A 26,082-nucleotide genomic window follows, 5' to 3' on the forward strand; every position below is an offset into this window, starting at 1 on the left:
TCTTAACTGAGACTATTTATCATAAGCATCTAGACTGTAGGTTTCAATAATTTGGTTTAATTTACTAGCATAAGCAGTATCTGTCGCATAAAGACCTGTTAGAGCTGCAGTAGCATCCTTATAAGAAGAAGTATTTGATTTCCAAACAGATGCATACTTTTGACTAGATACTAACTCAGCATAATCATATAGTGAAGCAGAATAATTTGGATAGGCGCGAAAAGGAGCTTGGATTTGAGTCATATTGCCTTTCCCATCATCTTCTAAAGTAGGCATTTGGACAGATTTACCTTTATATTCTCCTTTGATGCCAAAGAGGTTATAATTAGGAGCCTTAGACAAATCTGATTGTCCACTGGATGATTCCAAAATAGCTTGTGCTAATAAGACTGACGCATACAAATCATAGGTCTTAGAAATTTCAATAGCTGTTGGAGAAATCGTTTGAATAAAAGTCGTCGTTTGATCCGATGCACTAGTGACTGTCGGTTCGACATTATCATTTTTATAATTGTAAAACCAAACCCCACCCAAACCAAAAACTAATAGTGTTGTTGTTAACCTCAATACCAATTTATCTTTTTTTCGACTTTTCATGATGGCTCCTTTCTAAAATATCATTTCATTATAACAAAAGGCAGTTGCTTTTTACCAATAAGAACCATACTAAATTTCACTCCATATAAAAAAGTTAGCACATCAGACTAACTTTTTTATCGGCTTATTTTTTTGTTAGAATCTCTAAAGTTTCAATTAAGTTATCAGCGTGAACCTCAATCGTATCACCACTTGCTTTAATTTTCACTTCAACGATACCTTCAGAAGCTTTCTTCCCAACAGTTACTCGAATTGGAAGTCCAATTAAGTCACTGTCTGAGAATTTAGAACCAACACGTTCATTACGATCGTCTGTCAGGACTTCATAACCTTTAAGCATCAAATCAGCTTCAATTTTCTCAGTAAGATCTTGTGACTCTTGATCTTTGACATTGACAGTAATCAAATGTACATCAAATGGGGCTAATTCTTCTGGGAAATTAATCCCCCAAGCAAAGCGATAAGCTCCTTTTGGTGTCTTATTCACAAAAAGTCGGGCATGTTGTTCAATGACAGCTGAGAGAATACGACTAACACCAATACCATAACACCCCATAACAATAGGATTTGAGCGGCCATTTTCATCAAGGATGTTTGCTCCCATACTATCTGAATAACGGGTACCTAGTTTAAAGATATGTCCAATTTCAATACCACGAGCAAATTTCAGAGTACCTTTACCGTCTGGAGAAATCTCCCCTTCTTTTACTTCACGAATATCAACGTATTCAGCTGTGAAATCACGTTCTGGATTAACTCCAGTAAAATGATAACCATCTTGGTTAGCACCAGACACAGCATTAGCAAGGTCTTGAACTTTACGATCAGCAATAATTTTAACAGACTCAGGTAGGTTAACTGGCCCAAGAGAACCAAAACCTGCACCAAAAATCTCTTTTGCTTGCTCTTCACTTGCAGGCTCTAAGAAATCAGCCGCTAAATAATTTTTTAACTTCACATCATTGACTTGATCGTTACCAACTAGTAAAGCAACCACGGGCTGTTCATCAGCAATAAACAATAGTGTCTTGATAGTTTGATTTTCATCAATTGATAAAAATCCAGCTACCTCATCAATTGATTTGCAGTTAGGAGTTTCTACTTTTGTTACTTCTTCAAAGGTAGCAGCCTTAGTAGATGGTTTGTACTCATTCGTTGCCATCTCAAGGTTAGCAGCATAGCTTGATTCAGTGGAGTATGCAATAGTGTCCTCACCAGAAACTAGCCAAGCCGAGAGTTCTGCCTTAATTTCTTCTAAAACATCCTCTGGAATATCATCAATAGAAGGAATAGTTTTATCAAGGACTAACCAACGATTTAAATCTGTACGATTGGGAGTTACTGCCATAAATTCTTGGCTATCTTTACCTCCCATAGCACCTCCGTCACCTATAATGCCTTTAAAGTCAAGTCCAGCACGTGTGAAGATGGCTTCATATGCTTTACGGTAATCTTCGTAAGTGACATCAAGGTCTTCATAATCTTTGTGGAAGCTGTATCCATCTTTCATGATAAATTCACGTGTTCGAAGAAGTCCATTACGAGGACGCTTCTCATCACGATATTTAGACTGAATTTGATAAAGGTTTAGTGGTAATTGCTTATAAGATTTTACTGCATCACGAACAAGAGTTGTGAAAGTCTCTTCATGAGTTGGTCCTAAGATAAAATCCGATTGATCACGATTCTTTAATTTATAAAGGTCTTCACCATATGTTTCGTAGCGCCCAGATTCACGCCATAAATCTGCTGTAAGAAGAGCTGGAGCTAACATTTCAACTGCACCAATCTTCTCAAATTCTTGACGCATAATTGTTTTAAATTTTTCAATAGTACGGTTAGCTAGAGGCAAATAAGCATAGATTCCAGCCGAAACTTGGCGGACATATCCTGCACGAACCATAAGAGCATGGCTGATAACCTGAGCATCACTTGGCATTTCGCGAAGTGTTGGAATAAGCATTTTACTTTGTTTCATTACAATAAGATACGACTAATCAAAGTTGATTCTTTTTCAATTGAGAATTGCAATTGAAAAATTCGTATTTCCTTTCACGTTTTATTATCTTTTAGAAGAAAGCTCGCATGATATCGTTCCAGGTTACAGCAATCATTAATACTAACATAACTGCTACCCCAGCGAGCGTAATATAAGTTTCTGTTTCTTGTTTAAGTGGTTTGCGACGAATGGCTTCTAAAATATTCATCACTATCTTACCCCCGTCAAGGGCTGGTATAGGGATGAGATTCATAATACCTAAGTTGATAGAGATTAATCCCATTAAGTTGAGAACTGTGACGAAACCATTTTTAGCAGCTTGGCTACTAGCCTGATAGAGAGCTACTGGACCTCCCAATTTATTAATACTAAAATGAGCAATAAGTTTCTTTAATTCATTTAAAATTCTAAAGAAACTTTCCCATGCTAGTTTAAATCCACCTAAAAGCTTGTCTTTAAAGCTTGTCTTTAGAGCTGGCATAATGCCGATGATGTAGGATTTATCAACTTTCTGTGGCTTAACGTTGATCGTTTTCACCACCTCTTTGCTCTTAATTTTAAGGGCAAGTTTTTGGTTTTTTTCTAAATGACTAGTTGACTTTTCTACTGCTGCTGTCAACTGTTCCCAGTTAGAAACTTTGTGCGACCCTATTTGTAAAATACGGTCATTATTTTTTAAACCTGCACTAGCAGCAGGACCATTTTCTGATACACGGACCTGATTGGTTGATAAATCTTGAACACCTCCTTGAATAAAAGCAAGTGCAATAAAGACTACAAGACCTAAAATAAAATTATTCATCGGACCTGCAAAATTGGTAATTAAGCGCCCCCATACAGAAGCATTCTGATACTGCACATCTAAGGGAGCAATACGAATTTCAGTACCATCCTCCTCAATGATAGTAGCATCGTGATCAACACTATAGGTTTTTGTCTCACTTAAGACCAATCCTGTGATAGTTAGTTTATCTTCTAAATCATAAGCTGTTACATTGATTGGTAAAGAAGTATTGTCTAATTGTTTTCCTGATAAATTAATACGAGTTACAATGCCTTCTTTATTTAAAGTAAGGCTAGCCGGCGTCCCTGTCTTAATTTCAGTCTTATCATCACCCCAACCAGCCATACGGACATAACCACCTAGCGGTAATATACGAATAGTATAGGTTGTTCCTTCTTTATCAATGTGAGAAAAGATTTTTGGACCCATACCAATAGCAAATTCACGAACAAGAATTCCTGATTTCTTTGCAAAATAGAAATGCCCAAATTCGTGAACAACTACAATGACACCAAAAATAATAATAAAGGTTAAAATTCCTAGCATTCAATTCCTCTCTAAATACAATATATTATTTTAGAATAAGCCAAAGAAGTGCATGATTGGGAAAACAAAAATCATACTATCAAAGCGATCCAAAATCCCCCCATGACCCGGAATCAATTTACCCGAATCTTTAACACCAAAATGACGTTTAATACTACTTTCAACTAAATCTCCAAATTGACCAAAAATGCTAAAGATAGCCACTAAAACTAACATGACTAGGAAGCTATGAGGCGCATAGACGGTCTTATCAAAAAGCATAAAAAAGAAAGCTACCACAATGGCTGAAGCAATTCCTCCCAGACTCCCTTCAATTGTTTTATTTGGAGACACTGAAGGTAGTAGTTTGCGTTGTCCAAATTGACGACCAATCATATAAGCACCGATATCAGTCGCCCAGACAATAAATAAAGCTAACAACACCTTATCTATTCCAGCCATACGAGCACTGACTAGATTTTGAAAGCCAATACCCACATAAAAACTAGACGCAATTGGAAAGGCAGCATCTTCAAAACTGTAAGAATTACTGTTCAAAACAGTACCTGCCAAAATCATAAAAATAACAATACCGTATGCTGATAAACTAGCGTCAACTGGTAAAAAGGACAAATAACTATCTAAAGGAACTGTTAAAACAAAGGCTCCTATCATAGCTAATGCACCTTCAAAGGAAAATATTTCTAAACGACGCATACGAAGTAATTCAGAAACACCAATCATAGCTAAAAGTCCAACTAAAAATTGGAAAGGCAAACCACCCATTACTAAAAAAGGGATAAATATGGCAAGCGCGACAGCTCCCCAAATAACACGTTCTTTCATTTTCTCTCTTCTTTCTATACACTACCAAATCGACGATGGCGTTGATTATAATCCACAATGGCCTTATGTAGTTCGTCTTTTTTAAAATCTGGCCATAAAACGGGAGTAAAGTAAAATTCACTATAAGCTGATTGCCAAGGTAAAAAGTTACTCAAGCGTAACTCTCCACTAGTGCGGATAATCAAATCAGGGTCCCTATAAAGATAGGGTAAGCTATTTGTCATTAAATGATTTGCTACTAAATCCTCTGTAATATCGTCAGGATTCAACTTAGCTTCCAAAACATCCTGAGCAATTTCCTTAATGGCATTAGTGATTTCTGAACGTCCGCCATAATTTAGCGCAAAATTCAATACGAGCCCCGAATTATGTTTTGTCCTCAAACAAGCGCGTTGCATTGCATCGTATGTTGCCTTAGGTAATTTATGAGTATCTCCGATGACCTGTACACGTACATTATTTTTATCTAACTCTGGTACATATTTATCAAAAAATTCAACCGGAAGGTTCATAATAAACTTAACTTCATCATCTGGACGTGACCAATTTTCTGTAGAAAAGGCATAGACAGTTAGTACTTTAACACCTAATTCTGAAGCTGCTATTGTAACTTCTTGAAGAGCATCCATCCCCGCCTTATGTCCCATAACGCGTGGTTTTAAACGTTTTTTTGCCCAACGTCCGTTACCATCCATGATAATACCAATATGTGCTGGTATTTTCTCCAAAGGCATTTCTACTTGTTTTTTTCTTTTAAATATAAACATAATGTTCCTTAATTTAGCAATCGTTTTTCTTATCAGCCCTTTTAAAAGAGCTGGAAATATCCCATACTATAACATTTTACCACATTTTAACTTATTTTTGAGTATTAAAATGCCATTTGTGACAGCAAACTAAAAAGACCAGAACAATCATCTGGTCCTACATATCTTATTCAGTTTCGATGGCTGTTTCTTTATTTTCGTCTTCATTGACTTCAATAATCTTAACATCTTCAACTGGTTCTGTTGGTGTTGCTGCCTTAGAGACAACAGATTTGATAGCTGCCAACTCAAACGTCAAGTAGACACCATCAACATCTAAAACCATTCGTTGTGCTTCAGTATTAACTTCATCAACTACTCCAAAAAGACCACCAATTGTGACAATTTCATCACCTTTTTGAACAGCATTCAATTGTTTTTGACGTTCTTGTGCTTGTTTCTTTTGCTGACGTTGCATGAAGAACATCATACCAACCATAACAACAAGCATAATAATAGGTAAGCTCATTTGATTCTCCTTTCCGTGTTCTACGTAATCATTACTATAGCAGATTTATGCTATATCTGCAAGGAGATACTGTCTCTTAGCCAATAAATTCACGGATTTCTTCTTTTGTCATTTTTGAATCGCACTTCACCTTGATAGTTCCGTTTTTAACAACCATCAAACCTGGCACTGTAGGAATGTCATATTTATTTCGAAAATCTTTATTTGCAGTCCAATGATCAAAATCTTCACTATCTAAATGGAATAATTCAAATTCATCTTCATCAGCTACTTCTACAATTTTAGGAACAAAGAGGTGACAAAATGGACAAGAAATACGACCAATGAACAGTACAAAATCTTGATTTGAATCAATTTTATCTTCAATTTCGGCAGCCGTTATCAAAGTCATGGTTGCCAAAAGTTCTTCAAAAGAATACATAGTTAACCAACTTTCTAAATCTTATATTTAAAGAATAACCTATGATGGCAAAACTTGCAAGGCAAGAGTAACAACGATTCTATCAAAATCATTAACTCACTTCTCGCTTCAAACTATCCTCAAAAATGCTCACTCATATTTAAATGACTCATCAAAAAAACTGAGCATAGCTCAGTTTTTATTTTACACCTTATTTTTGTACAGCATTACTAACGCTTTTAGCAACTACATCGGCCACATCATTTTGAAAAGCATTTGGAATGATGTGAGTTGTGCTTAATTCTTCCTCCGGTATTAAACTAGCTATGCCTCTCGCTGCCGCAATTTGCATTTCAACAGTTATCGTTTTTGCTCTAGCATCTAATGCTCCTCTGAAAATACCCGGAAATGCTAAAACATTATTAATTTGATTTGGAAAATCACTACGACCAGTTCCAACTATGTAAGCTCCGGCTTTTAAGGCTTGATCTGGATAAATTTCTGGAATAGGATTCGCCATTGCAAATACAATAGGTTTATCAGCCATCTTGGAAATCCATTCTGCATGTAATGCTTCCGGAGCAGAAACACCTATAAAAACATCGGCATTCTCCAAAGCATCTTCTAAGGATCCAGATTGGAATTCTCTATTAGTCAATTTTGCAATCGCTTTGTGATGAGGGGCTAATGACTCCCGATCTTTATCGTTAATAATGCCAAATCGATCAACTACCGTTACATGTTTTGCTCCTGCTGATAGAAGCTTCCTTGTTATAGATAAGCCCGCTGAACCTCCACCATTAACAACTACTTTGATATCTTCAATGTCTTTTTTAACTAACTTCAAACTGTTAAACAAAGCCGCTAATACTACGATTGCTGTACCATGTTGGTCATCATGGAAAACTGGTATATCACATTCTTCAATTAGGCGTTGTTCAATTTCGAAACAACGTGGTGCTGAAATATCCTCTAAATTAATCCCTCCAAAAGTCGGCGAAATCGCTTTTACTATAGAAATAATTTCCTCTGTATCATTTGTTTTCAACACAATTGGCACAGCATCTACATTTGCAAAACGTTTAAAGAGTGCTGCTTTACCTTCCATGACTGGCATTGCTGCCTCAGGACCAATATCTCCTAATCCAAGAACAGCTGAACCATCACTTACTACGGCTACTGTATTTTTTTTAGTCGTCAACTCATATGCAAGCTCCACATCCTCTGCAATAGCCGATGATACTGACGCCACCCCTGGGGTATAGGCAATACTAAGATCCCTCTTATCTTCCACCTTAACTTTTGAAATTACTTCTAATTTTCCACCATTTTCTCTAGCTTGGTTGATAGCTAATTGACCTAAATTTTCACTCATTTTGATAACTCCTTTTGATAAATATTAGAATAACATGCGTAAAATGGCTGTCATCGTGATAACAGTAATAGCTCCTCCTAAACGCGTAGCAACTTGAGCAAATGGCATCAAGTTCATTCGGTCTGCTGTACTTAAAATGGCAACATCTCCTGTTCCTCCCATACCACTTTGACAAGCTGAAATAATACCTGCTTCAACAGGATTCATATTAAGGAATCGCGATACAAAGAATCCAACAGAAATAACTGTAAATACAACACTAATAACAACTATGAAATATTGTATGCTAAGCGTTGCCACAACATCTTTTAACGGGATATAAAGCAATCCTAGCCCTGCCATTAGAGGAAATGTAAAATTACCAGAAATAAATTTATAAAGTTGCTTAGCTCCATTTTGTGTTTCTCTAGGAATAACATTGATATATTTCAAAATAGCTGCTGCGATAATCATTAATACGGGACCAGGAAATCCAGTTAATTGCTGCAACAAATGTCCAAAAATAAAGAGACTACATGCTGTTAAAACACCTCCACCCATTTTCTTAACGTCAATTGGGCCAGAATGATCAGCAATAATATCTGACATGTCCTCTCCTTTATTTAACCTTACTAATTGCCCTTGACCAGACAAGTGTGGTTTCTTTTCTCCCAAACGATTCAATAGTGCAGTACATAAAATGGCAAAGAAATTACCAATAATAGTGGCTGGGATGAGTTGAGCAACTAGTTGTTCGCTAGCTACACCGGTAATTGAACTATAGCCTAACGATAATGGTAAAATACCTTCACCAATACCACCAGCTAAAACGGGTGTTACGATATAAAACAAAGTGTGTCGCCACTCTAAGCCTAAAATAACACCGACAAATGTCCCTACCATCATCGCACAAACCATTCCTAATAACATGGGGAAAATCATTCTTAGTAATCCCTGAATCAACATTTTCCGATTCATCCCTAAAATACTACCGGACACTAAACAAGCAATATAAAAATAAAGAAAGTTAGCTTGCTTCATCAACATATTTGTTGACTCTAAAACATTTTTATTAATGAGGTTGAAAAACACCAAAATAGATGGTACTAATAAAGATAAAATAGCTGGGCCACCGAAGTTTTTAAAACCAGGGATGCTAGCTCCAATAGTACCTAAGAACCATCCCATTGTTAAGATGACTGCAAATCCTCCTAGCATATTGACTGGCAATTTTTGTAAAAAGCCTGCTAGAAGAATCAATAATGCTAAACAAACATATACTGGTAAGGGAACTGAGCCTACCTTAATATGAAATAGTTTAGTCTTTAAGTCTTGCTTTTGACCTCTAGAACCCTCATTATTCACTACCTTCACGTCTGCCATGAAAGCACCTCCTTTTACTTCTTATGTACAGTTTACTTTGGGACTTAGTGATAAGGAAGTTTATTTAAGTAATTGAATTATTTCAACTTATTTAATTAATTTAAGCTGGATTCTAGTTTTTAGGCTATGTTATACTAAACTCGGAGGATGCTGATGAAAAAAAAACTATCTCTTTGGGCATTTCTATCATTGATTTTAGTCACTATGACCATTTGTATATTTTCTATTTTTTATTATGTCACTATACATCAGTCCTATCGTATGGTAAGGGTACAGGAAGAAAAAATCTTAAAAAATACTGGTTATGCTTTATCGAGAAATCCACAAGTTATACAAACACTCAAAGATAATCACTATAATCAAAGTCTCCAAAAACAAATGCTATTCCTTAGCAAAAAATCAAATTTAGACTATATTGTCCTTATAAATTTAAAAGGGATCCGTTTTACCCACCCTGACTCCACTAAGATTGGTAAACCATTTCAAGGCGGTGATGAACAAGCTGTTTTTAAGGGAAAAGCTATTATGTCTACTGCAGAAGGTTCTTTAGGAAAATCTTTACGATACTTAATTCCAGTATATGATCACCAAAAACAGGTTGGGGCAATTGCAGTTGGCTTAAAATTAACGACACTTGGAGACTTATCTCAAAGCAGCATAAAAGAGTTTAGTAAGCCTCTCTTGATTAGTATTTTGATTAGCTTAGTCGTCACAAGTATAATTTCTTATGGCTTAAAAAAACAACTTCACAACCTCCATCCAAGTGATATTTTTCAACATTTAGAAGAGCGCAATGCAACACTGGACCAAATTCAAGCCGCTGTATTTGTTATTGACCAGAGGCATATCATCAAAAGAAATAATCCTGCAGCTAGTTTATTATTCAAAAAAGAGGGGCAACGAGACCTATTTTCAGGTAAATTATTAGAATCTTTAATTCCTCAACTCAAGCAGGATCATTTTTCAAAAAAAACTGAACAAGTATTACATTTTCAAGGACAAGACTATTTACTATCTATCTCGCCAATTACGGTTAAAACACAAAATAGAGGCTATGTTGTCTTCTTAAGGAATGTTACTGAAACACTTTTCACTTTGGATCAATTAGCACACACTACAGCTTATGCTTCTGCTCTACAGGCCCAAACACATCAATTTATGAATCAACTTCATGTTATTTATGGACTTGCAGACATCGAATACTACGACGAGTTGAAAATTTATTTAAAAGAATTATTGGAGCCACAAAATGAATTTTTAGCACGCTTATCAATGTTAGTTAGAGAGCCTCGACTGGCTAGTTTCATTATTGGCGAAAGAGAAAAATTCGCAGAAAAACACATCAATCTATCCACAGAAATTTTAGTAGAAATCCCTACCAAGTCAACTGTTGAGGATGTTAATAACTATCTCTTGCTCCACAGATATATTAATACGAAGATACTCACGCTATTAAATTCAACGACTTTAGTTTCTTTACGTTTAAATTATCAAAATAACCTCATTGAAACAGATTATCAATGGGAGAATGAGAAGTGGTTACTCAATGACTACCATCAGTATTTCAACGACGCTTATTTTCAACAGTTACTTGTAGATTCAAGAGCTACTTATAAGATCTCTTTAAAACAAAATAAGGTTATTATAAGAACAAATATTATCTACTCAGAAGGGTCTTAGTATGGACGTATTAATTATCGAAGATGATCCTATGGTGGAATTTATCCACCGCAATTACCTTGAAAAACTCAATTATTTTCAAAACATCTATTCAACTGCTAGTCAAACACAAGCTATTGCTTATCTTAATGACATTAAAATCCAACTTGTTCTTTTAGATATTCATATTAAAGAAGGCAATGGTCTAGAATTATTAAAGTTATTACGCAATCAACACCAAAATACCGAAGTCATTGTTATTTCAGCAGCCAACGAGGCGCACACTGTCAAAGAAGCATTTCATTTAGGTATTGTAGATTACCTGATAAAACCATTTACATTTGAACGCTTTGAGTCTAGTATTGAAAAATTCCTAAATCATTATCATACATTTGAAGCTGATAAAATCTATCAAGACAACATCGATCACTTTCAAAAAATAGATTCTGGATGGCTAGAGGGAGAGGTTAAACTTGATGAGAAAGGGCTCTCTGAAATTACCTATCAGCATATTCTTGATGCCATTCAAGAGTTAGAGCAGCCTTTCACTATCCAAGAGTTAGCAAAATGCAGTCAATTTTCTCATGTCTCTGTTAGGAAATATATTGCCTATATGGAAGAAAAAGGCCTTCTGACAAGTCAGCAAATTTATACTAAGGTCGGTCGTCCTTACAAAGTTTATAAGCTTATAAAAAAAACTTAGGCCTGTAGACCTAAGTTTTTTTAATCTTCGTAGCCATTTGGATGACTAGAATGCCATGCCCATGCCGATGAAATAATTTTATCAATATTATCAAATTTAGGCTCCCACCCAAGCATTTGACGAGCTTTCTCTGAGGAAGCAATAAGCGTATCTGGATCTCCTGGACGACGAGCTGCCTTTTGAGCAGGAATTTCTTTCCCAGTAATACGACGAGCCGCCTCTAACATCTGAAGGTTAGAAAAACCTGTCGAAGATCCGAGATTAAACACGTTTGATTCATTCCCTTGGCGAAGGTAATCAACTGCTAATATATGAGCATCTGCCAAATCAAATGGATGCACATAATCTCGAACATTAGTTCCATCTGGAGTATTGTAATCATCTCCAAAAATCATTATTTTGTCACGTACTCCTTGAGCAACTTGAAGAATGATTGGTAACAAATGTGTTTCTGGTTTATGATCTTCCCCAATTGAGCCATCCGGTTTATCTCCAGCAACGTTGAAGTAACGTAGAGCGACAAACTTAATACCGTAGGCTTGATCAGCCCATTTCATAATTGTTTCCATCATAAGCTTACTTTCGCCATAAGGATTAATAGGATTTTGAGGAGCTGTTTCTAAAATAGGAACTTGTTCTGGAATACCATATGTTGCAGCTGTTGATGAAAAGACAATATTTTTGATATCACATTCATTCATTACTTCTAAAAGTTTTATCATTCCAGCAGTGTTATTATCAAAATATTTTAAAGGATTTTCCATTGACTCAGCAACTAGTGAAAATGCCGCAAAATGGATAACAGCATCTACATCAGGATTTTCCCTAAAAACTTGACGCATAAACGTTTTATCGGATAAATCTCCTTCATAAAAAATCGCATCTGAATGCACCGCTTGACGATGACCTGTTACCAAGTTATCAACAACAATAACTTTCTCTTTTCCTTGTGTGATTAACTGATCAACCATATGCGAGCCAATGTAACCGGCGCCACCTAAAATCAGAACTGCCATATTTTTCTCCTATTTCAATACTCTTTTAACATCATTTGTTACCTCATTATACTGAGAATAAGCTTTTTTTGCAAATATCTACCGAAATTAGAATAGCTCTATGCAGAAGGCATCCCACGGCTTGAGAGTGTTACTTGATAGTACTTCTTGAACCTCTGTATTTGAAATAATAGTTTCTTTAACAGCTTCTGGAAATTCAAAAGATTGGTTTTGATCGGATAAGTTTGCAACTATTAAATAACGTTCTTTATCTGTTTGACGAACATAAGCAAATACCTTATCTGCTGTTTCCAAAAGTTTAAAATCAGCATCAACTAACCAGTCGTGTTCTTTACGTAAAGCAACTAATTTTTGATAAGTATAAAAAATACTTTCCGTATCATTTAACGCTGCCTCCACATTAATTTCCTGATAATTGGGATTGACTGCTAGCCATGGGGTACCGTTAGTAAAACCAGCTTGATGTCCTTGACTCCACTGCATTGGAGTACGAGCATTATCACGACCGACTTTACGAATACTATCTAAAATTGTTGCTTCAGATACCCCATTATCCATGGCTTCTTTAGCATAGTTAAGGGATTCAATATCATCTACATCTGCTAAACACTCAAATGGATAATTGGTCATACCAATTTCTTCACCTTGATAGATGTAAGGCGTTCCACGCATCAAATGTAGTAGGATTGCTAGAGCCTTGGCAGATTGTTTTCTGTTATCACTATCATTTCCCCAAATCGAGAGCACCCGAGGAAGGTCGTGATTATTCCAGAATAAAGAATTCCAACCTTGGCCAAGCTCCAATTGTGTTTGCCATTTTGTAAAAATATCTTTCAATGCTGGAACATCTAATCCGTCACTGTAATCCCACTTAGGAGCGTCAGGTTTATGTTGAAGACCTACATGTTCAAATTGAAAGACCATAGATAATTCTTCATTATCGGGATTTGAGTATTGTTTTGCAATGTCTGGCGTTGCTCCCCAAGTTTCACCCACCGTCAATAAGTCATGCTTTCCAAAACTAGCTCTGTTCATTTCTTTAAGATAATCATGGAGTTTTGGTCCATTACCAGTAATGCCCTTATCTGGAATTTTCCCAATTAAATCAATGACATCCATACGGAAACCACCAATACCCTTATCAATCCAGAAATTCATCATATCATAAATTTTATGACGTAAAGCTTCATTCTCCCAGTTGAGATCAGGCTGACGTTTGCTAAAAAGGTGCAAATAATATTGACCTGATGCTTTATCATATTCCCAAGCTGAGCCACTAAAAATAGAAGTCAAATCGTTAGGTTCATCTCGCCAAATATAAAAATCACGTTCAGGACTATTAGGGTTTTCTCGCGCTTCTACGAACCAAGCATGTTCATCAGAGGTATGATTCACTACCAAATCCATGATGATTTTAATCCCGCGTTGATTTGCCTCTTGTAACAGTTGGTCCATATCATTCATGTCACCGAAAATATCTGCAATGGCTTGATAATCTGAAATATCATAACCATTGTCATCCATTGGACTTTGGTAAACAGGTGATAACCAGATAGCAGTAATCCCTAATTTTTCAAGGTAGTCTAGTTTGCTAGTAATCCCTTTAATGTCCCCCACACCATCACCATCTGAATCCATAAATGAACGTGGGTAAATTTGATAAATCGTAGCTTTATGCCACCAGTGTTTCTTCATTATTCTTCTCCTATCAATAATTCATTCATCTTTTATTTTAACGTTTTTCCTCTTTTAGTGCAAGCGTTTGCGCAAATAACATTATAAAAAGGCTGGAACCCAACCTTTTTATGAATATCGCTTATACCTTAACGAATAGCTTGTTCAGTATCTGCATCAAAGAAATGCCCCTTAGCAACATTAAACGTTAGGTTAACTTTTTCTCCTGGATTATGGAAGTCACGCGCTTCAACACGAGAAGCAAATTCTGTTTGACCTAACTTAACATAAAGCATAGTTTCGCTACCGAGTAATTCAGAAACTAAAACTTCTGCTTCAACATTGGCATTTGGATAAGTATCTTGGACAAGAAGATTGCTTGAAATGTCTTCTGGACGAATACCAAAAATCAATTCTTTTCCTTTATAGCCTCGTGATTCTAAAAGTTTTTCTTGACCTTCAGGGATAGCGATTCGAAGACCATCTTCACTAATAATCATACCATTTTCAACTTTAACTTTGAAGAAGTTCATAGATGGACTACCGATGAATCCCGCAACAAATTTATTAGCAGGAAGATTATAGAGTTCTTGTGGTGAACCAACTTGCTCAATTTTACCAATTGTACCATCACCATCAGGGTTCTTAGTAGCTGACATAATGACAATACGGTCTGCCAAAGTCATCGCCTCTGTTTGGTCGTGGGTAACATAAATAGTTGTTGAACCAATACGTTGATGAATTTTTGCAATTTCAGCACGCATTGAAACACGTAATTTAGCATCTAAGTTAGATAAAGGCTCATCCATTAAGAACACTTTGGCATCACGCACAATAGCACGTCCCATAGCAACACGTTGGCGTTGTCCACCTGACAAATCCGCAGGTTTGCGCTCTAAGAATTCAGTAAGGCCAATATTAGCTGCTGCTTCACGAACGCGCTTATCAATTTCTTGTTTTGAGAATTTACGCAATTTGAGCCCAAAAGCCATATTATCGTAAACAGTCATATGTGGATAAAGAGCATAGTTTTGGAAAACCATAGCAATATCACGATCTTTAGGTGATTTGTCATTGACAACTTCGCCATCAATCTTGAGCTCACCTTCACTAATATCTTCAAGACCTGCGATCATACGAAGTGTTGTTGATTTCCCACAACCTGATGGTCCAACAAAAACAATAAATTCTTTGTCTTTAATATCCAAGTCAAAGTCTTCAACAGAATAATGCGATGCACTTGGATATTTTTTGTAAATATGATTTAAATTTAATTCTACCATTAGATTGACCTCTTTTATTATTGTGATTTTATTATAGCAAAGAAAGGGTTTTCATATAATGGTAACCTTGCCTAAATTTCTTGTGCAAACTAACTAAATTTTAGGTATCCATCGAAATTAAATAGGCATAGGCTAAATCATCTAATATTTTTAAATTAAGCCCCGAAGATTGGGTAAATTTATCTAATTTATATTGCAATGAATTCCGATGAATGAAAAGTGCCTTAGCCGTTTTAGCAAGGTTCCCTTGCTCTTGCCACAAGGCTTTTATTATAGCCGAAGTATCACTCGTATCAAGGATATGTTGTAAACATTTTGCTTTAATAGAAGGCATGGGCGATTGATTTGCCAAAGCCCATAAAGCCATCTTTGGAAATCGACAGTAATGTTGTTCGGCCTTGTGACTAAGAAAAAGCGTAAAAAGTTTATATTCTTCTTCATATAATTCTTTCCAGTCCACTGCTTGTAGATGCGTCCAACTATTTCCAAAATAGCATCTTAAACGCGTGTTAAAGTCATTTTCAATCGTTGGTAAAATATCTGTTAGTAATTCCGTAGCATTAAAGAAATTATCCTGATTTAAAATCATGACACTTTGGGTTTGATTAATTGTCATAATTGTTTCTACGTTTATTACTAAAGGCGACAAGAAATCCTTAAGTTCTTCTGATAAGGTAAATTGATGCTCAATAAAAATAAATTGGACTGCCGAATGAGATTGGGGCAACCTTCCACGACCTTCAACTAGATAGCGGTACCAAGGATTCTGAGAATCCACTGAACTCGCCTCTTCCAGGCTTTGTGTCATTTGTAATAAGCATAGTTCACGCTTAGTTAGCGAAGATTTTGGAAAGTGGAGGACATGACCATCTTGCTCAACGATGATATAATCCTCACTCTGTTTAACTTCCTGTTTAGTAATAACTTCTGGAAACAGTTCCTTAAAATCCATGGCATCCTCCACTACAGTTTTGTTCATTATATCATATTTATAACCTCTTTTTGAGCACAGAAAAAGAGGAGAATGTCTCCTCAGAAAGTTTCTGTTATAAAATAGTGATCCGAATAGAATGCTGTTTCGACTGCTTTGGATTAAGCCGTACGATATTTTGTTTATCTTCTAAAATATCAGACTCTTCAATAGAAGTTGACAAGGAACTCCAGGGTTCCAAAGCCAAAAAAGGACCACCATTGTTACTTGTCCAAAGAATAAGATTCTCAAAATCATCAAAGTCAAGTTGGATTCCTTTTGCATGATTTCTAGATTTTAAGTAGACCGTCTTAGATCGTAGTTGGTCTAAAGTAATAGCATCTTTTTCAAATAAAGCATAATTAAGAGATAATTGTTTTTGATTTTCTAAAAAAGGATGTCTAGCTTGTAAATCTAACAAGCCTGTATCCGGAAACGACTCAGGAATTGTGCAAGTTTCAAACTGTTCAAACTCTAGATAGTAATCACTAAATACTTCCTTTTCAAACAAAGGGCAATTAAAGCCTGGGTGAGCTCCGATAGCATATGGCATATTTTTTTCTGATTCTAAGTTTTTGACAATATATGTAATGGCAATGCTTTTATTTCTTAAGGTGTAAGTTATTTCTAAACTAAAACGATAAGGATAATTTATCAACGTTTCTTCACTACTTTTAATTGTAAAACGAACAGAAGAATCCGATATGTAATCATAGTCGAATGTTTTGTGACGTACAAAGCCATGCCTTGGTATGATACCCGTAAAATGTGGAGCTTGAGCTGGTCTGTAAATGACGCAATCATTTCGAACACTTCCGCATATAGGAAATAAAATAGGAGCTTGCCCACCCCAATAAGTGGGTTCCCCTTGCCAAAGGTACTCAACGCCTTGACTATCTGTAATAGAAGTCATTGTTGCACCTAACGCTTTTAATGTCACTTGCAACTCATGATTTTGTATCGTAATAGCCATTATTTTTCCTTTCATAAAGAGCAATAATTGCTTTACCAACTTTTCTCTAGCAATTATCTTTCCTTCCAAGAAGTTGCTGTTTTTTGCAAAATTTTATTTAGTTCATCAATATTTTGAAAACCTATTGTACGTAACCATTGACGTGCACCAGCTTCTCCTTTTTCAACATACTCTTTAACACTTCCAGCCCAAGTTGCTCTACCACAAAGGACACCGTTAAATTTAGCACCAGCTTCTTTAGCAAACACAAGAGTCTCTTGAAAAAGCTGAGCAGGAACTCCTGCACTCAAAAAAATGTAGGGGAGTAGTGTCGCCTGATCTTGTTCTCTAAAATAAGCCGCAGCTGTCGCTTTATTATAAGCAGTCTCTCCTTGCGCAAAACCTTCTACATAGTCCATATTGACAGGCACTTCCACCTTCAAGACATCAATATTAAATCGAGGATTTGAAAAAACTTTCATAGCTTCAATAACCTTACGTGGCTTAATTTTGGCATACTCAATACCTGAGCTATCCGTAATCTTTTCATCATATGACAAAATTTCAAGGAAAAAAGGAATGTCTTCTGCAACACATTCAGAACCAATCCGTTCAATATAAGCTTCTTTTTCTTCGTTTACTTCATCCGAACTATCAACATCATAATAAAGTAAGAACTTAACTGCGTCTGCCCCCTCTTCTTTAATGCGTTTCGCAGACCAAATGTCTAAACAGTCTGGGAGTCGCTTGGTACTACTGGTATCATAACCTGTTTTTTCGTACGCAAGTAAAAGACCGGCATTGTCATCTAAAACTTTCGTAGCTGGCAACCCATATTCTGGATCTAACAACATTGATGAAGCGTAAGGGGTTAATTCTTCAGCTACCAAAACTTTAAGTGCTTCTATTTGAGAAACAGTGGGCTCCTCAGATTGATATTTTGCCATTAATCGCTTCAATGCTCCACGTTGGTCAAAAGCCAAGGCCGAAATAATACCATTTTTATCACTCAATTGTTCCATATGTTTTTGTTTTTGTTCCGTTAATCCCATCCTATACCTCTTTCACTTGGATTTGACTGATTAATTCTTGATAGTAGGTCAGATTGATATGCCCTGTTAATGTTTCTTGTGCATTAAGCATACCCAAGACATTAGCTCTCTTAAGTAAATTTATATCATCTAGTTGATGTTCTAAAGCAGACGCGATTCCTGCAACCGTTGCATCCCCTGAACCAACTGGATTGATAACTTCTATTTTTGGAATCGTCACTTGATAGTAGTGATTCCCATGTTTAGCAAAAGCTCCCCTAGCACCTAAGGAAACAATAACCCAATCAATTCCTCTAAAAATATCTTGCTGTAAGGTAGATTTTAATTCGTCTAAACTATAGCTAATTGGCTTTCCAATTAATTGTGTTAATTCTTCAAGGTTAGGTTTAATGACGGTCGGCTTAGCACTAGATTTTAAAACCGAACGTAATGCTTCTCCTGAACAGTCTAAAACAACTTTCTTATTAAAGTGATTCGCTAGGGAGATTAACCTAGCATAATAATCTGAGGGGAGTCCCTTTGGTAAACTTCCTGATACTGTTATGATAGTTGCAGCATCAAAGATAAGTTTTAGATGATTCAAAAAGGCGCCTGCTTCATCTTTAGTAATATGTGGACCTTTTTCTAGAATTTCAGTCTGCTGACCCTCATGTAAAACTGCAATACAATGACGTGTTTCTCCACCAATACTTAAAAATTGGTGTCTGATTTCCAATGCATCTAAGCCACTTCGGATGAAATCTCCAAAATGCCCCCCTAATAGACCAGTTGCCACTACATTATCGCCAAGTTGAGAAAGAACACGAGTCACATTTAATCCCTTACCACCAGGTGTTTTGGAGACGTCGGTAACCCGATTTTGTACTGACCCCCAAAAGTTGGACAATTTATTTTAAGTGAAGGATTTAGTTCTGTATTGCACAGGACTAAGTCCTTTTAGTTTTGCTTTGATTCGCTTGTTGTTGTAGTAAAAAATGTAATCTGTGATAGCTTGCTCAAGGTCATCAAGTGATTTGTAAGACTTCTCCAAGCCATAGAACATCTCAGACTTTAGAATCCCAAAGAAAGATTCCATCATACCGTTGTCAGGACTGTTCCCCTTCCGTGACATAGAAGGACGAATGCCTTTGTCCTCCAGAAATTGATGGTAGGACTTGTGCTGGTACTGCCAGCCTTGGTCGCTGTGGAGAATGGTTTCGCTGTATGAAGCCGCAGGAAAAGCCCTCTCAAGCATGGTTTGAACCTGTTTCAAGGCAGGAGACCGAGACAGGGTAAAATCAATTATCTCACTGTTATAGCCATCAAGAACAGGCGATAGATAAAGTTTCCCTTCAGGTAAAGCAAACTCCGTCACATCGGTATAGCACTTCTCATAGGGCTTCGACCCCTCAAACTGGCGTTGAATCAGGTTATCAGCCTTCTTACCAACCTCACCTTTGTAAGAGGCATACTTGCGCTTACGACGAATACGAGCAGTCAAGCCCATACTTTTCATCAAGCCTTGCACCCTTTTGTGGTTGATGACAAAGCCACGATTTCGCAGTTCTAAATAAATCCGACGATAGCCATAGTTTCCTCTATGTTCATCATAAATGGATTGAATGTCAGATTTGATTGCTTTGTCTTTATCTGGTTTATTCAGTTTCTTTAGTTGATAATAGTAAGTTGCACGAGCTATCTTAGTTATCTCAAGTAAGAGGTCTAGTCGGAATCCTCCTGTGACCATTTCTCTAATTGTTTCTGCCGTTCGCTCTGTAAGGCTTCGTCCCTCAAGCGCAAATCCCTCAACTTTTTTAGAAAGGCATTCTCCGTTCTCAAGCGCTCATTTTCTTCCTGAAGTCGCTCGAGCTCTGTCATTTCTTCCCAAGTTTTCTTACGCTTACGTCCCATTTTACTCGGTCTCCCTCTTGTTTTCTCAACAATAGTATAACCATTTTTCTTAAATTGGGAAAGCCAATTTGTGAGTATAGAACAATTAGAGAGAGCATAATCAAGAGAAACAGAGAGTTGAGAACAACCATGAATCAAGACTTTATCTATCATTTCCTGCTTTAATTCAGGTGGATAATACTCATTTCTACCTTTTTCGACGATTTCTACACCATACCGATCCATGAGTTTTATCATGTATTTAAGATTCGAGATACGAACATCATATCGTTGACTAATCTGAGACCAGGACATCCCGATCTTTCTTAACTCGTATATTTCTAGTTTATCTTCATAACTTAATTTCATCAGAAAAGCACCCCAATCGTTAGATTTTTTGTCTAACTTTTGGGGTGCAGTTCATTTACAGTATCCATGTTAAAGTTTTCTAAGCAGTACGAAATATCAATAGAAGGGTTCAAAGTTACTGTTAAAATCATAGATATCTCCTTAGTCGTGATATTCACCACGATTCCATTTATCTAAGAACTCTGTGAAAAAGTCATTCTCTTCTTGATGGGCATTATGAGTCTCAACCTCGGCTATCTTTTCAATTAATACTTTGTTTTCTTTTGTTGGTTTATATTTAGCTCTTATAAACGCCTCGATGATATCTGTCATTAACAGCCCACCAGTAATTTTCCCACCAAATCCGATAACGTTAGCATTTAATTCTTCTTTAGCATAGATAGCTGATGTCAAATCACGTACCAGAGCTGAGCGAATTCCTGGAACTTTATTAACAGCATTATTAATACCAACTCCAGTTCCACAAATACATACACCTAAGTCGGCTTTTCCACTAGCGACAGCTTCTCCTACTTTCTTACCATAAATAGGATAGTGAGTACGGATGTTATCATAAGTTCCACAATCAATAACCTCATACCCTTTTGTTTTTAAATAATCCACAACTGCAATTTTGTCATAAGTTACAATATGATCACAACCGACCGCAATTTTCATCTGCTTTACCTCTCTTACGCTTAGCACATTTTATTCAACATATCGACCCGAATTTGATGACGACCTGCATCGTAAGTCCCATCAACAAAACCCTCTACTATATGTTTAGCAACCCCGGACCAACAATCTCTGAACCTAAAGCAATCATCCTAGCGTTATTATGAGCTCTAGTCATATAAGCTGAGCGTTCATCTGAAACTTCTGCTGCAATCATCCCCTTAACCTTAGTGGCTACCATAAAAGGACCAGCACCGTAAGCATCAACCATTATTCCTAAGTTATCTTCTTTTTGATTCACTTTAGCAACGATTGCTAAGGTATTATCAACGAAATCTTTGCTAGTATCCGTTAAATCAATAATTTCCTTACCTAAACGTGTAAGGTGTTGTCTAATCACTTCCTTAAGTTCAACACCATGCGCATCCGCCCCAATAATAATTGTCATTTCTTTCTCCTTATTTCACTTTTAATACAATTGTATGTAGTTGGAAGATATTGTTTGTTTTTTGTTTGTAATATCATCATATATCTTATTTTTGTTTTTGTCAATGTTTTGTTTTTGTTTTTGTTTGAAATAAACAAAAAAACTCCGTGATAACTATGGCAACTAGAATTCACTACTAGCTAGCTATCACGAAGTTTGATACTTCTCATTATTTTTATTTGTAGGAACGGTTATTCCGCAAGCCATAATCATAAATAAAATTTAAACAAAACATGCCAATTTGCTGCCATTTTCTCCCATAAAGTGCCTTGCTTCTCTGTATTTTGACTAAGAAAACTCCAATTAAAAACTTTGTAATTTAAAGTAAAACTATTTTGATGTTTTTCTCTATGTTCATAAAGGACACCAAATTGATCATTATTAAGTTGTTGAACAGAGTTGTAAGCAAACGAACCATCTTGAATGTGATGGTGATATAACCACTTAAAACTACCATTTCGATTAACTTGCGCTAGACGTGCATATCCATCTTGGCACTTCTTCCCTGGCTCATTAGCATTCACTAATAAAATATACTCTTTTTTGTCATGCTCAAAGCGAATAGCTGATAGTTGGACGTAAGCATCATGAATTTCCTTATATCGTTTAACATGGTTTTGCCAAGTCTCCCCGCCGTCTTTACTTGTGGCTACTTCTAGGTTACCAGTTAGATTCCTCATAAATAACTTAATGTCCCCATTTTTCAATTGAACGGGTACGGATTCTGTATTTTGTTCTTTTTTATTATCCATTGTTAAGGAGTGAATTTTTTCACCATTAGAAAGTATACGGTTATCATTAACTGCTTTTCCAGTATGCCACGTTTTTCCATGGTCGTCTGAATAAATTAGGCGTGAAGATTGTGAACCTCTTAGATGAGATTTCCAATTCGTAGAATAGGCAGGAATAATAATACGACCAGCGTGTGGCCCCCATTTTAAAACTATACCTTTTCCAGGTCCTATTCCCAAAAATTTCATGCCTTTCTGACGAAGACTTGCTGTTATATCTCTAGGTGATGACCATGTCCTACCATCATCATCGCTATATGACATCCACACATAGCTTGATTTTGCTAAACGAAATGGTGACGTTTTATGTTTTGTAAAATATATATTTCCAAGTAGCTGTTTTCCCTTATAAATATCCCCTAGATTTGAATGGTCACTTTTAGTAGTTTCTGTTATAACATGATAATCAGTCTTTTTCCCTTTAAAATTATATACAATACCTTTGTCACGGATAGTAAAAACCTTCGATTTCTTTCCATTATTATATAAATTAAGATAAGACTGTCCTCCGATTTGGGTATATTCTTTTTCAGGTGTGTTAGCAATACTAATAACGCCTCTTCCTTCTGGAAACATATCATATATTGAAAAAATACGTTTCGTCTTGGAGCTAGTATCTTGAACTAATGCCATATCCATATTAATAGGTGAGCCACTATAGTCACCACTAGTAACTAGCGGAACTCTAGGGTTATTACGGAGATTGACAATAGTTTCTCTTTTTCCCCAAGTGACACCATCATCCTCACTACGGCGAATAACCATTCCTATGTTTCCCCAATCACAAGCTTGCTCAATTCTTTCATCAGCTCCCGCAAGTAAAGTTCCTTTTTGGGTTTTCAATAATGAGGGGATACGGTAACCAAACACATTATCTTTATTTTTTCTCCCAAAATCTCCTCCCCTATATACTTCTGTTTTAGCAGAAAGTATAGCACCTTTAGGTAATTTGAGCTGATGGTTTAGATGACAATAATATTGAAAATAAGATTTTATATCTTCAAAATTCAAATTATCAACACAGCAAACAAGGCAGTGTGCCTTAGCTTTTAATTTTTGCCATAAATTACCACTATATTTTATTTCTTTCTCTACTTTCTCTTTGCCAATAGCAAGCATCCCCTCTATAACAGACGATAACTTTCCATCCTTTTGAGAGAATGTTTTAGTAAGATGGTGTTCCTGCATCGCATTCTTTTTAAAGCCCAACGATATCTGACTAGCAATGTCCGTATTACCTATGACATTACTTGTCGATAAATCTCCCTTAGGAATGATATCCAAAGACCTCAACTTATCCCTTTCAAAACCTCTATCCTCTCCCGCTGTCTTTCTAAATTCATCGCTATTAAGTAATGCAACCGAAGAACCCTTTGATTCTATCAGGAATCTCTGTTGTTCTGCAATGGAATGACTGCTTTCGGGTATAATATAGGTAGTTCTATTATTAGGTTGAGTTGCATTTAGTTCTGCTAAATTTGCCTGTTTACGATTTTCTTCTGTCGCTATTTCCGATTTTAGAGGAGGTGACAATTTTTCTTGACTGTCAGAATCACCTAAGACTACTACCATATCTTTATCTTTTTGATCATCTACTATTAAACCGTCCGATGTATCAGAATCTAATTCTAACTGCCTCTCCTCTGTTGAATTAGTAAGCTTATCTAAAGTAGAGTCAAATATGGGAGCAGTAGTTTTTTCATCATCTATTGATATAAAAGAGTTTATATCAGATTTTATTTCCTCACTATAAATTGTACTAGGATGCAAAAGTCCACATAATAAGATAAAACCTAGCATCATATATGTACTAGTTATCACTCCTAGACGGCGTATCGTTATAGAAGGTTTCCCAAAGGTTAATGTCATAGAAACTCCAAGTCTTAAAATATTGATTGCATACATCAACTCTAGAAAAATGGGAGTTCAGTAATGTTTCCAAAAAGGATTGTATACCAACTTATCACTATTTTCAATATATTTTTATAATTTTACTAGTTTTTTATTATTAAAATGAGCGAAAATTAATTATATATATTATTTTTAAAATATTTAATATATCAAAAACCTAGGAGAATGTGATATTTCCTAGGTTTTTGTTTATTCTATTTATTTTTGATTAGCTGCATATTCTGCATTACGGCGTTTCATTTGTTTAGCATACCACATAATTAAAAGACCTGTGATAGATAAATGCCAAATATCAAAAATATCAACATCTAAGGTATCCGTTTTTTTTTCATAACAATCATAACAATATTGACAATAAGCATGATTAATAAGAAGTAAAGCGTATATGGTGATCCCCATGTAATAGTTGCTAATGGAGCCCAACCAACGTCAATAATGCTTAGATTGATTCCTGTATTTTTAACAAAAGCTTGAAGTGATTCGGAAAAAGCACCAGTTAAAATACCAATAATAGCACCAATACCCGTAAGAGCAATAGCTAACTTAATACCACCTTCAAGTGCTTTAGAAAACTTCACTCCAAATATCATGGCTAAACCTGTCATGACAATTAGCATCACAACTCCCGAACCCATATGAATAACTGGATCAAAGAATTTATTGACAATATTTAAAAATACCTGCATGTTCCTTCTCCTTTAAGACTAATTCCAATTTTAAATATGTTATGATAGGTTGTGTTCTTTGATAACTTGTTCTAAAGCAGTAAAGACCGGTTCGCTCATAACTGGTATGCGATAAAGAATAGATCCTGCTTCTACAACTGGAATTGGTACATTAAAACCTAAATCAGTTTTAGCAATAGGAGTAAAGATATCATATTTGTTGACCATTTCCTCAGTGATATCCTTAACCATAACAGCATCACAATGTACATTGTAACCTCTATCTCCTAATTGTGTCTCGATAGCATCTTTAATTTGATGACTTGAATTTATGCCTGCACCACAAGCTGCTAATATTTTGATCATGTTAAAACACTCCTTTTTCTATTAAATAATGATTAATTTTTTCCTTATTGTCGCCAAGCTCATGTAGCCGATCTAGGTTTCCTTTTGTAATAAAGAAGGTAATCAAATTAGATAAAATATCACTTTGGTTACTATTCCTACTATTAATGATGAAGAAAAAATCCTGAACCCTACACTCCTCTTCTGGATTAATCATATGTTTGAAAGTAATTGGCTGACTATTTTTGACATAAAAGATTCTATCTACTAGACAATACTGCGTTTCAGTGTGTGGAATAGCAACATATTGAATAGGAGTCCCATCTTTTAAATCAATTTTTAACCCCGTTGGAAACTCTCTCTCCCTTTCTTTTACTGCCTGTCGGTAGTCAGGACTAACATAGTGTTGTTTTATCAATGCTTTTGATACTAAGTCAAATAATTCTTCCTGAGAATGGGCATCAATAAATAAAATATCTTGAGTCACAGCAAACACCTTTCTTTTTAGTTAAGCGGTTA

The 26,082-nt window shown here is 35.9% G+C and carries 23 protein-coding genes and 2 pseudogenes; 2 read left to right on the forward strand and 23 right to left on the reverse strand.

Annotation, left to right across the window (positions count from 1 at the left end; genetic code table 11):
* Nucleotides 1-12: 12 nt before the first annotated feature.
* The 9 genes from A6J68_RS10885 to A6J68_RS10930 form a co-directional block, all read right to left on the reverse strand.
* The gene (locus A6J68_RS10885; RefSeq protein WP_000842268.1) at nt 13-597 is read right to left on the reverse strand and encodes a glycoside hydrolase family 73 protein; all 585 of its coding nucleotides are present in this window, start codon (nt 595-597) and stop codon (nt 13-15) included.
* A 124-nt stretch (nt 598-721) separates the two neighbouring features.
* Nucleotides 722-2,575, reverse strand: coding sequence for a proline--tRNA ligase (locus A6J68_RS10890; protein ID WP_000814042.1), 1,854 nt, complete (start codon nt 2,573-2,575; stop codon nt 722-724).
* Nucleotides 2,576-2,666: 91 nt separating this feature from the next.
* On the reverse strand, nt 2,667-3,926 hold the full coding sequence (gene rseP / locus A6J68_RS10895) for an RIP metalloprotease RseP (RefSeq protein WP_000900651.1): 1,260 nt from the start codon (nt 3,924-3,926) through the stop codon (nt 2,667-2,669).
* Nucleotides 3,927-3,956: 30 nt separating this feature from the next.
* Nucleotides 3,957-4,751 (reverse strand): phosphatidate cytidylyltransferase, encoded by a 795-nt coding sequence (locus A6J68_RS10900; RefSeq protein WP_000664686.1) that lies wholly within the window; start codon nt 4,749-4,751, stop codon nt 3,957-3,959.
* A 14-nt stretch (nt 4,752-4,765) separates the two neighbouring features.
* Complete coding sequence (locus A6J68_RS10905; protein WP_000469560.1) at nt 4,766-5,518, reverse strand: isoprenyl transferase; 753 nt, start codon at nt 5,516-5,518, stop codon at nt 4,766-4,768.
* Between the two features lie 166 nt (nt 5,519-5,684).
* Nucleotides 5,685-6,026 (reverse strand): preprotein translocase subunit YajC, encoded by a 342-nt coding sequence (gene yajC / locus A6J68_RS10910; protein WP_000056607.1) that lies wholly within the window; start codon nt 6,024-6,026, stop codon nt 5,685-5,687.
* Nucleotides 6,027-6,102: 76 nt separating this feature from the next.
* Nucleotides 6,103-6,447, reverse strand: coding sequence for a thioredoxin domain-containing protein (locus tag A6J68_RS10915; RefSeq protein WP_000286789.1), 345 nt, complete (start codon nt 6,445-6,447; stop codon nt 6,103-6,105).
* Between the two features lie 190 nt (nt 6,448-6,637).
* A complete protein-coding gene (locus tag A6J68_RS10925; protein ID WP_001293700.1) occupies nt 6,638-7,801 on the reverse strand; it encodes an NADP-dependent malic enzyme in 1,164 nt (387 codons plus the stop codon).
* Between the two features lie 24 nt (nt 7,802-7,825).
* Complete coding sequence (locus tag A6J68_RS10930) at nt 7,826-9,163, reverse strand: 2-hydroxycarboxylate transporter family protein (RefSeq protein ID WP_000786048.1); 1,338 nt, start codon at nt 9,161-9,163, stop codon at nt 7,826-7,828.
* A gap of 153 nt (nt 9,164-9,316) precedes the next feature.
* Between A6J68_RS10930 and A6J68_RS10935 the strand changes: the two genes are divergently transcribed.
* Nucleotides 9,317-10,843 (forward strand): sensor histidine kinase, encoded by a 1,527-nt coding sequence (locus tag A6J68_RS10935; RefSeq protein ID WP_000728122.1) that lies wholly within the window; start codon nt 9,317-9,319, stop codon nt 10,841-10,843.
* 1 nt (nt 10,844) lies between these two features.
* Nucleotides 10,845-11,525 (forward strand): response regulator, encoded by a 681-nt coding sequence (locus tag A6J68_RS10940; RefSeq protein ID WP_000382776.1) that lies wholly within the window; start codon nt 10,845-10,847, stop codon nt 11,523-11,525.
* Between the two features lie 20 nt (nt 11,526-11,545).
* On the opposite strand, the gene galE is transcribed toward A6J68_RS10940, so the two are convergent.
* The 14 genes and pseudogenes from galE to A6J68_RS11015 form a co-directional block, all read right to left on the reverse strand.
* A complete protein-coding gene (galE, locus tag A6J68_RS10945; RefSeq protein ID WP_000279628.1) occupies nt 11,546-12,541 on the reverse strand; it encodes a UDP-glucose 4-epimerase GalE in 996 nt (331 codons plus the stop codon).
* 87 nt (nt 12,542-12,628) lie between these two features.
* Nucleotides 12,629-14,236 carry a glycoside hydrolase family 13 protein gene (locus A6J68_RS10950; protein ID WP_000716721.1) on the reverse strand — a complete coding sequence of 536 codons (1,608 nt, stop codon included), beginning with the start codon at nt 14,234-14,236 and terminating at the stop codon, nt 12,629-12,631.
* 128 nt (nt 14,237-14,364) lie between these two features.
* Nucleotides 14,365-15,498 (reverse strand): ABC transporter ATP-binding protein, encoded by a 1,134-nt coding sequence (locus tag A6J68_RS10955; RefSeq protein ID WP_000229966.1) that lies wholly within the window; start codon nt 15,496-15,498, stop codon nt 14,365-14,367.
* A gap of 100 nt (nt 15,499-15,598) precedes the next feature.
* On the reverse strand, nt 15,599-16,450 hold the full coding sequence (locus tag A6J68_RS10960) for a helix-turn-helix domain-containing protein (RefSeq protein ID WP_000345944.1): 852 nt from the start codon (nt 16,448-16,450) through the stop codon (nt 15,599-15,601).
* Between the two features lie 94 nt (nt 16,451-16,544).
* A complete protein-coding gene (locus A6J68_RS10965) occupies nt 16,545-17,441 on the reverse strand; it encodes an aldose 1-epimerase family protein (RefSeq protein WP_001018638.1) in 897 nt (298 codons plus the stop codon).
* A gap of 53 nt (nt 17,442-17,494) precedes the next feature.
* Complete coding sequence (lacD, locus tag A6J68_RS10970) at nt 17,495-18,472, reverse strand: tagatose-bisphosphate aldolase (protein ID WP_000524689.1); 978 nt, start codon at nt 18,470-18,472, stop codon at nt 17,495-17,497.
* Between the two features lies 1 nt (nt 18,473).
* Nucleotides 18,474-19,358, reverse strand: a complete 885-nt coding sequence (locus tag A6J68_RS10975; RefSeq protein ID WP_001879117.1) for a tagatose-6-phosphate kinase — start codon at nt 19,356-19,358, stop codon at nt 18,474-18,476.
* 6 nt (nt 19,359-19,364) lie between these two features.
* A protein-coding gene (locus A6J68_RS10980) for an IS3-like element IS861 family transposase (RefSeq protein WP_370657101.1) occupies nt 19,365-20,710 on the reverse strand; the annotation gives its coding sequence in 2 pieces (ribosomal slippage) (nt 19,365-20,254 and nt 20,254-20,710; 1,347 coding nt in all).
* Between the two features lie 141 nt (nt 20,711-20,851).
* Nucleotides 20,852-21,367: a galactose-6-phosphate isomerase subunit LacB gene (gene lacB / locus A6J68_RS10990; protein WP_000686152.1), complete on the reverse strand. Its 516-nt coding sequence runs from the start codon at nt 21,365-21,367 to the stop codon at nt 20,852-20,854.
* Between the two features lie 20 nt (nt 21,368-21,387).
* A pseudogene (gene lacA / locus A6J68_RS10995) lies at nt 21,388-21,812 on the reverse strand (galactose-6-phosphate isomerase subunit LacA).
* 248 nt (nt 21,813-22,060) lie between these two features.
* Nucleotides 22,061-24,511, reverse strand: a complete 2,451-nt coding sequence (locus A6J68_RS11000; RefSeq protein ID WP_000176340.1) for a sialidase family protein — start codon at nt 24,509-24,511, stop codon at nt 22,061-22,063.
* A 282-nt stretch (nt 24,512-24,793) separates the two neighbouring features.
* A pseudogene (locus A6J68_RS11005) lies at nt 24,794-25,239 on the reverse strand (PTS transporter subunit IIC); the annotation flags it as partial.
* 39 nt (nt 25,240-25,278) lie between these two features.
* Entirely contained in the window at nt 25,279-25,584 is a 306-nt protein-coding gene (locus A6J68_RS11010) for a PTS sugar transporter subunit IIB (RefSeq protein WP_000590541.1), read from the reverse strand.
* A 1-nt stretch (nt 25,585) separates the two neighbouring features.
* Complete coding sequence (locus A6J68_RS11015) at nt 25,586-26,059, reverse strand: PTS sugar transporter subunit IIA (RefSeq protein WP_000458429.1); 474 nt, start codon at nt 26,057-26,059, stop codon at nt 25,586-25,588.
* Nucleotides 26,060-26,082: the final 23 nt, after the last annotated feature.

Origin of the sequence: Streptococcus sp. 'group B' (assembly GCF_002073795.1) — a bacterium.
GTDB classification, from domain to species: domain Bacteria; phylum Bacillota; class Bacilli; order Lactobacillales; family Streptococcaceae; genus Streptococcus; species Streptococcus agalactiae.

Coding starts and splice junctions, on each gene's coding strand:
- A6J68_RS10935 (WP_000728122.1), top strand. CDS start 9,317: ATGAAAAAAAAACTATCTCTTTGGGCATTTCTATCATTGATTTTAGTC.
- A6J68_RS10885 (WP_000842268.1), bottom strand. CDS start 597: ATGAAAAGTCGAAAAAAAGATAAATTGGTATTGAGGTTAACAACAACA.
- A6J68_RS10930 (WP_000786048.1), bottom strand. CDS start 9,163: ATGGCAGACGTGAAGGTAGTGAATAATGAGGGTTCTAGAGGTCAAAAG.
- A6J68_RS10900 (WP_000664686.1), bottom strand. CDS start 4,751: ATGAAAGAACGTGTTATTTGGGGAGCTGTCGCGCTTGCCATATTTATC.
- A6J68_RS11010 (WP_000590541.1), bottom strand. CDS start 25,584: ATGATCAAAATATTAGCAGCTTGTGGTGCAGGCATAAATTCAAGTCAT.
- galE (WP_000279628.1), bottom strand. CDS start 12,541: ATGGCAGTTCTGATTTTAGGTGGCGCCGGTTACATTGGCTCGCATATG.
- A6J68_RS10890 (WP_000814042.1), bottom strand. CDS start 2,575: ATGAAACAAAGTAAAATGCTTATTCCAACACTTCGCGAAATGCCAAGT.
- A6J68_RS10950 (WP_000716721.1), bottom strand. CDS start 14,236: ATGAAGAAACACTGGTGGCATAAAGCTACGATTTATCAAATTTACCCA.
- A6J68_RS10940 (WP_000382776.1), top strand. CDS start 10,845: ATGGACGTATTAATTATCGAAGATGATCCTATGGTGGAATTTATCCAC.
- A6J68_RS10915 (WP_000286789.1), bottom strand. CDS start 6,447: ATGTATTCTTTTGAAGAACTTTTGGCAACCATGACTTTGATAACGGCT.
- yajC (WP_000056607.1), bottom strand. CDS start 6,026: ATGAGCTTACCTATTATTATGCTTGTTGTTATGGTTGGTATGATGTTC.
- A6J68_RS10965 (WP_001018638.1), bottom strand. CDS start 17,441: ATGGCTATTACGATACAAAATCATGAGTTGCAAGTGACATTAAAAGCG.
- A6J68_RS10905 (WP_000469560.1), bottom strand. CDS start 5,518: ATGTTTATATTTAAAAGAAAAAAACAAGTAGAAATGCCTTTGGAGAAA.
- lacB (WP_000686152.1), bottom strand. CDS start 21,367: ATGAAAATTGCGGTCGGTTGTGATCATATTGTAACTTATGACAAAATT.
- A6J68_RS11000 (WP_000176340.1), bottom strand. CDS start 24,511: ATGACATTAACCTTTGGGAAACCTTCTATAACGATACGCCGTCTAGGA.
- A6J68_RS10955 (WP_000229966.1), bottom strand. CDS start 15,498: ATGGTAGAATTAAATTTAAATCATATTTACAAAAAATATCCAAGTGCA.
- A6J68_RS10925 (WP_001293700.1), bottom strand. CDS start 7,801: ATGAGTGAAAATTTAGGTCAATTAGCTATCAACCAAGCTAGAGAAAAT.
- rseP (WP_000900651.1), bottom strand. CDS start 3,926: ATGCTAGGAATTTTAACCTTTATTATTATTTTTGGTGTCATTGTAGTT.
- lacD (WP_000524689.1), bottom strand. CDS start 18,472: ATGGGATTAACGGAACAAAAACAAAAACATATGGAACAATTGAGTGAT.
- A6J68_RS10960 (WP_000345944.1), bottom strand. CDS start 16,450: ATGGATTTTAAGGAACTGTTTCCAGAAGTTATTACTAAACAGGAAGTT.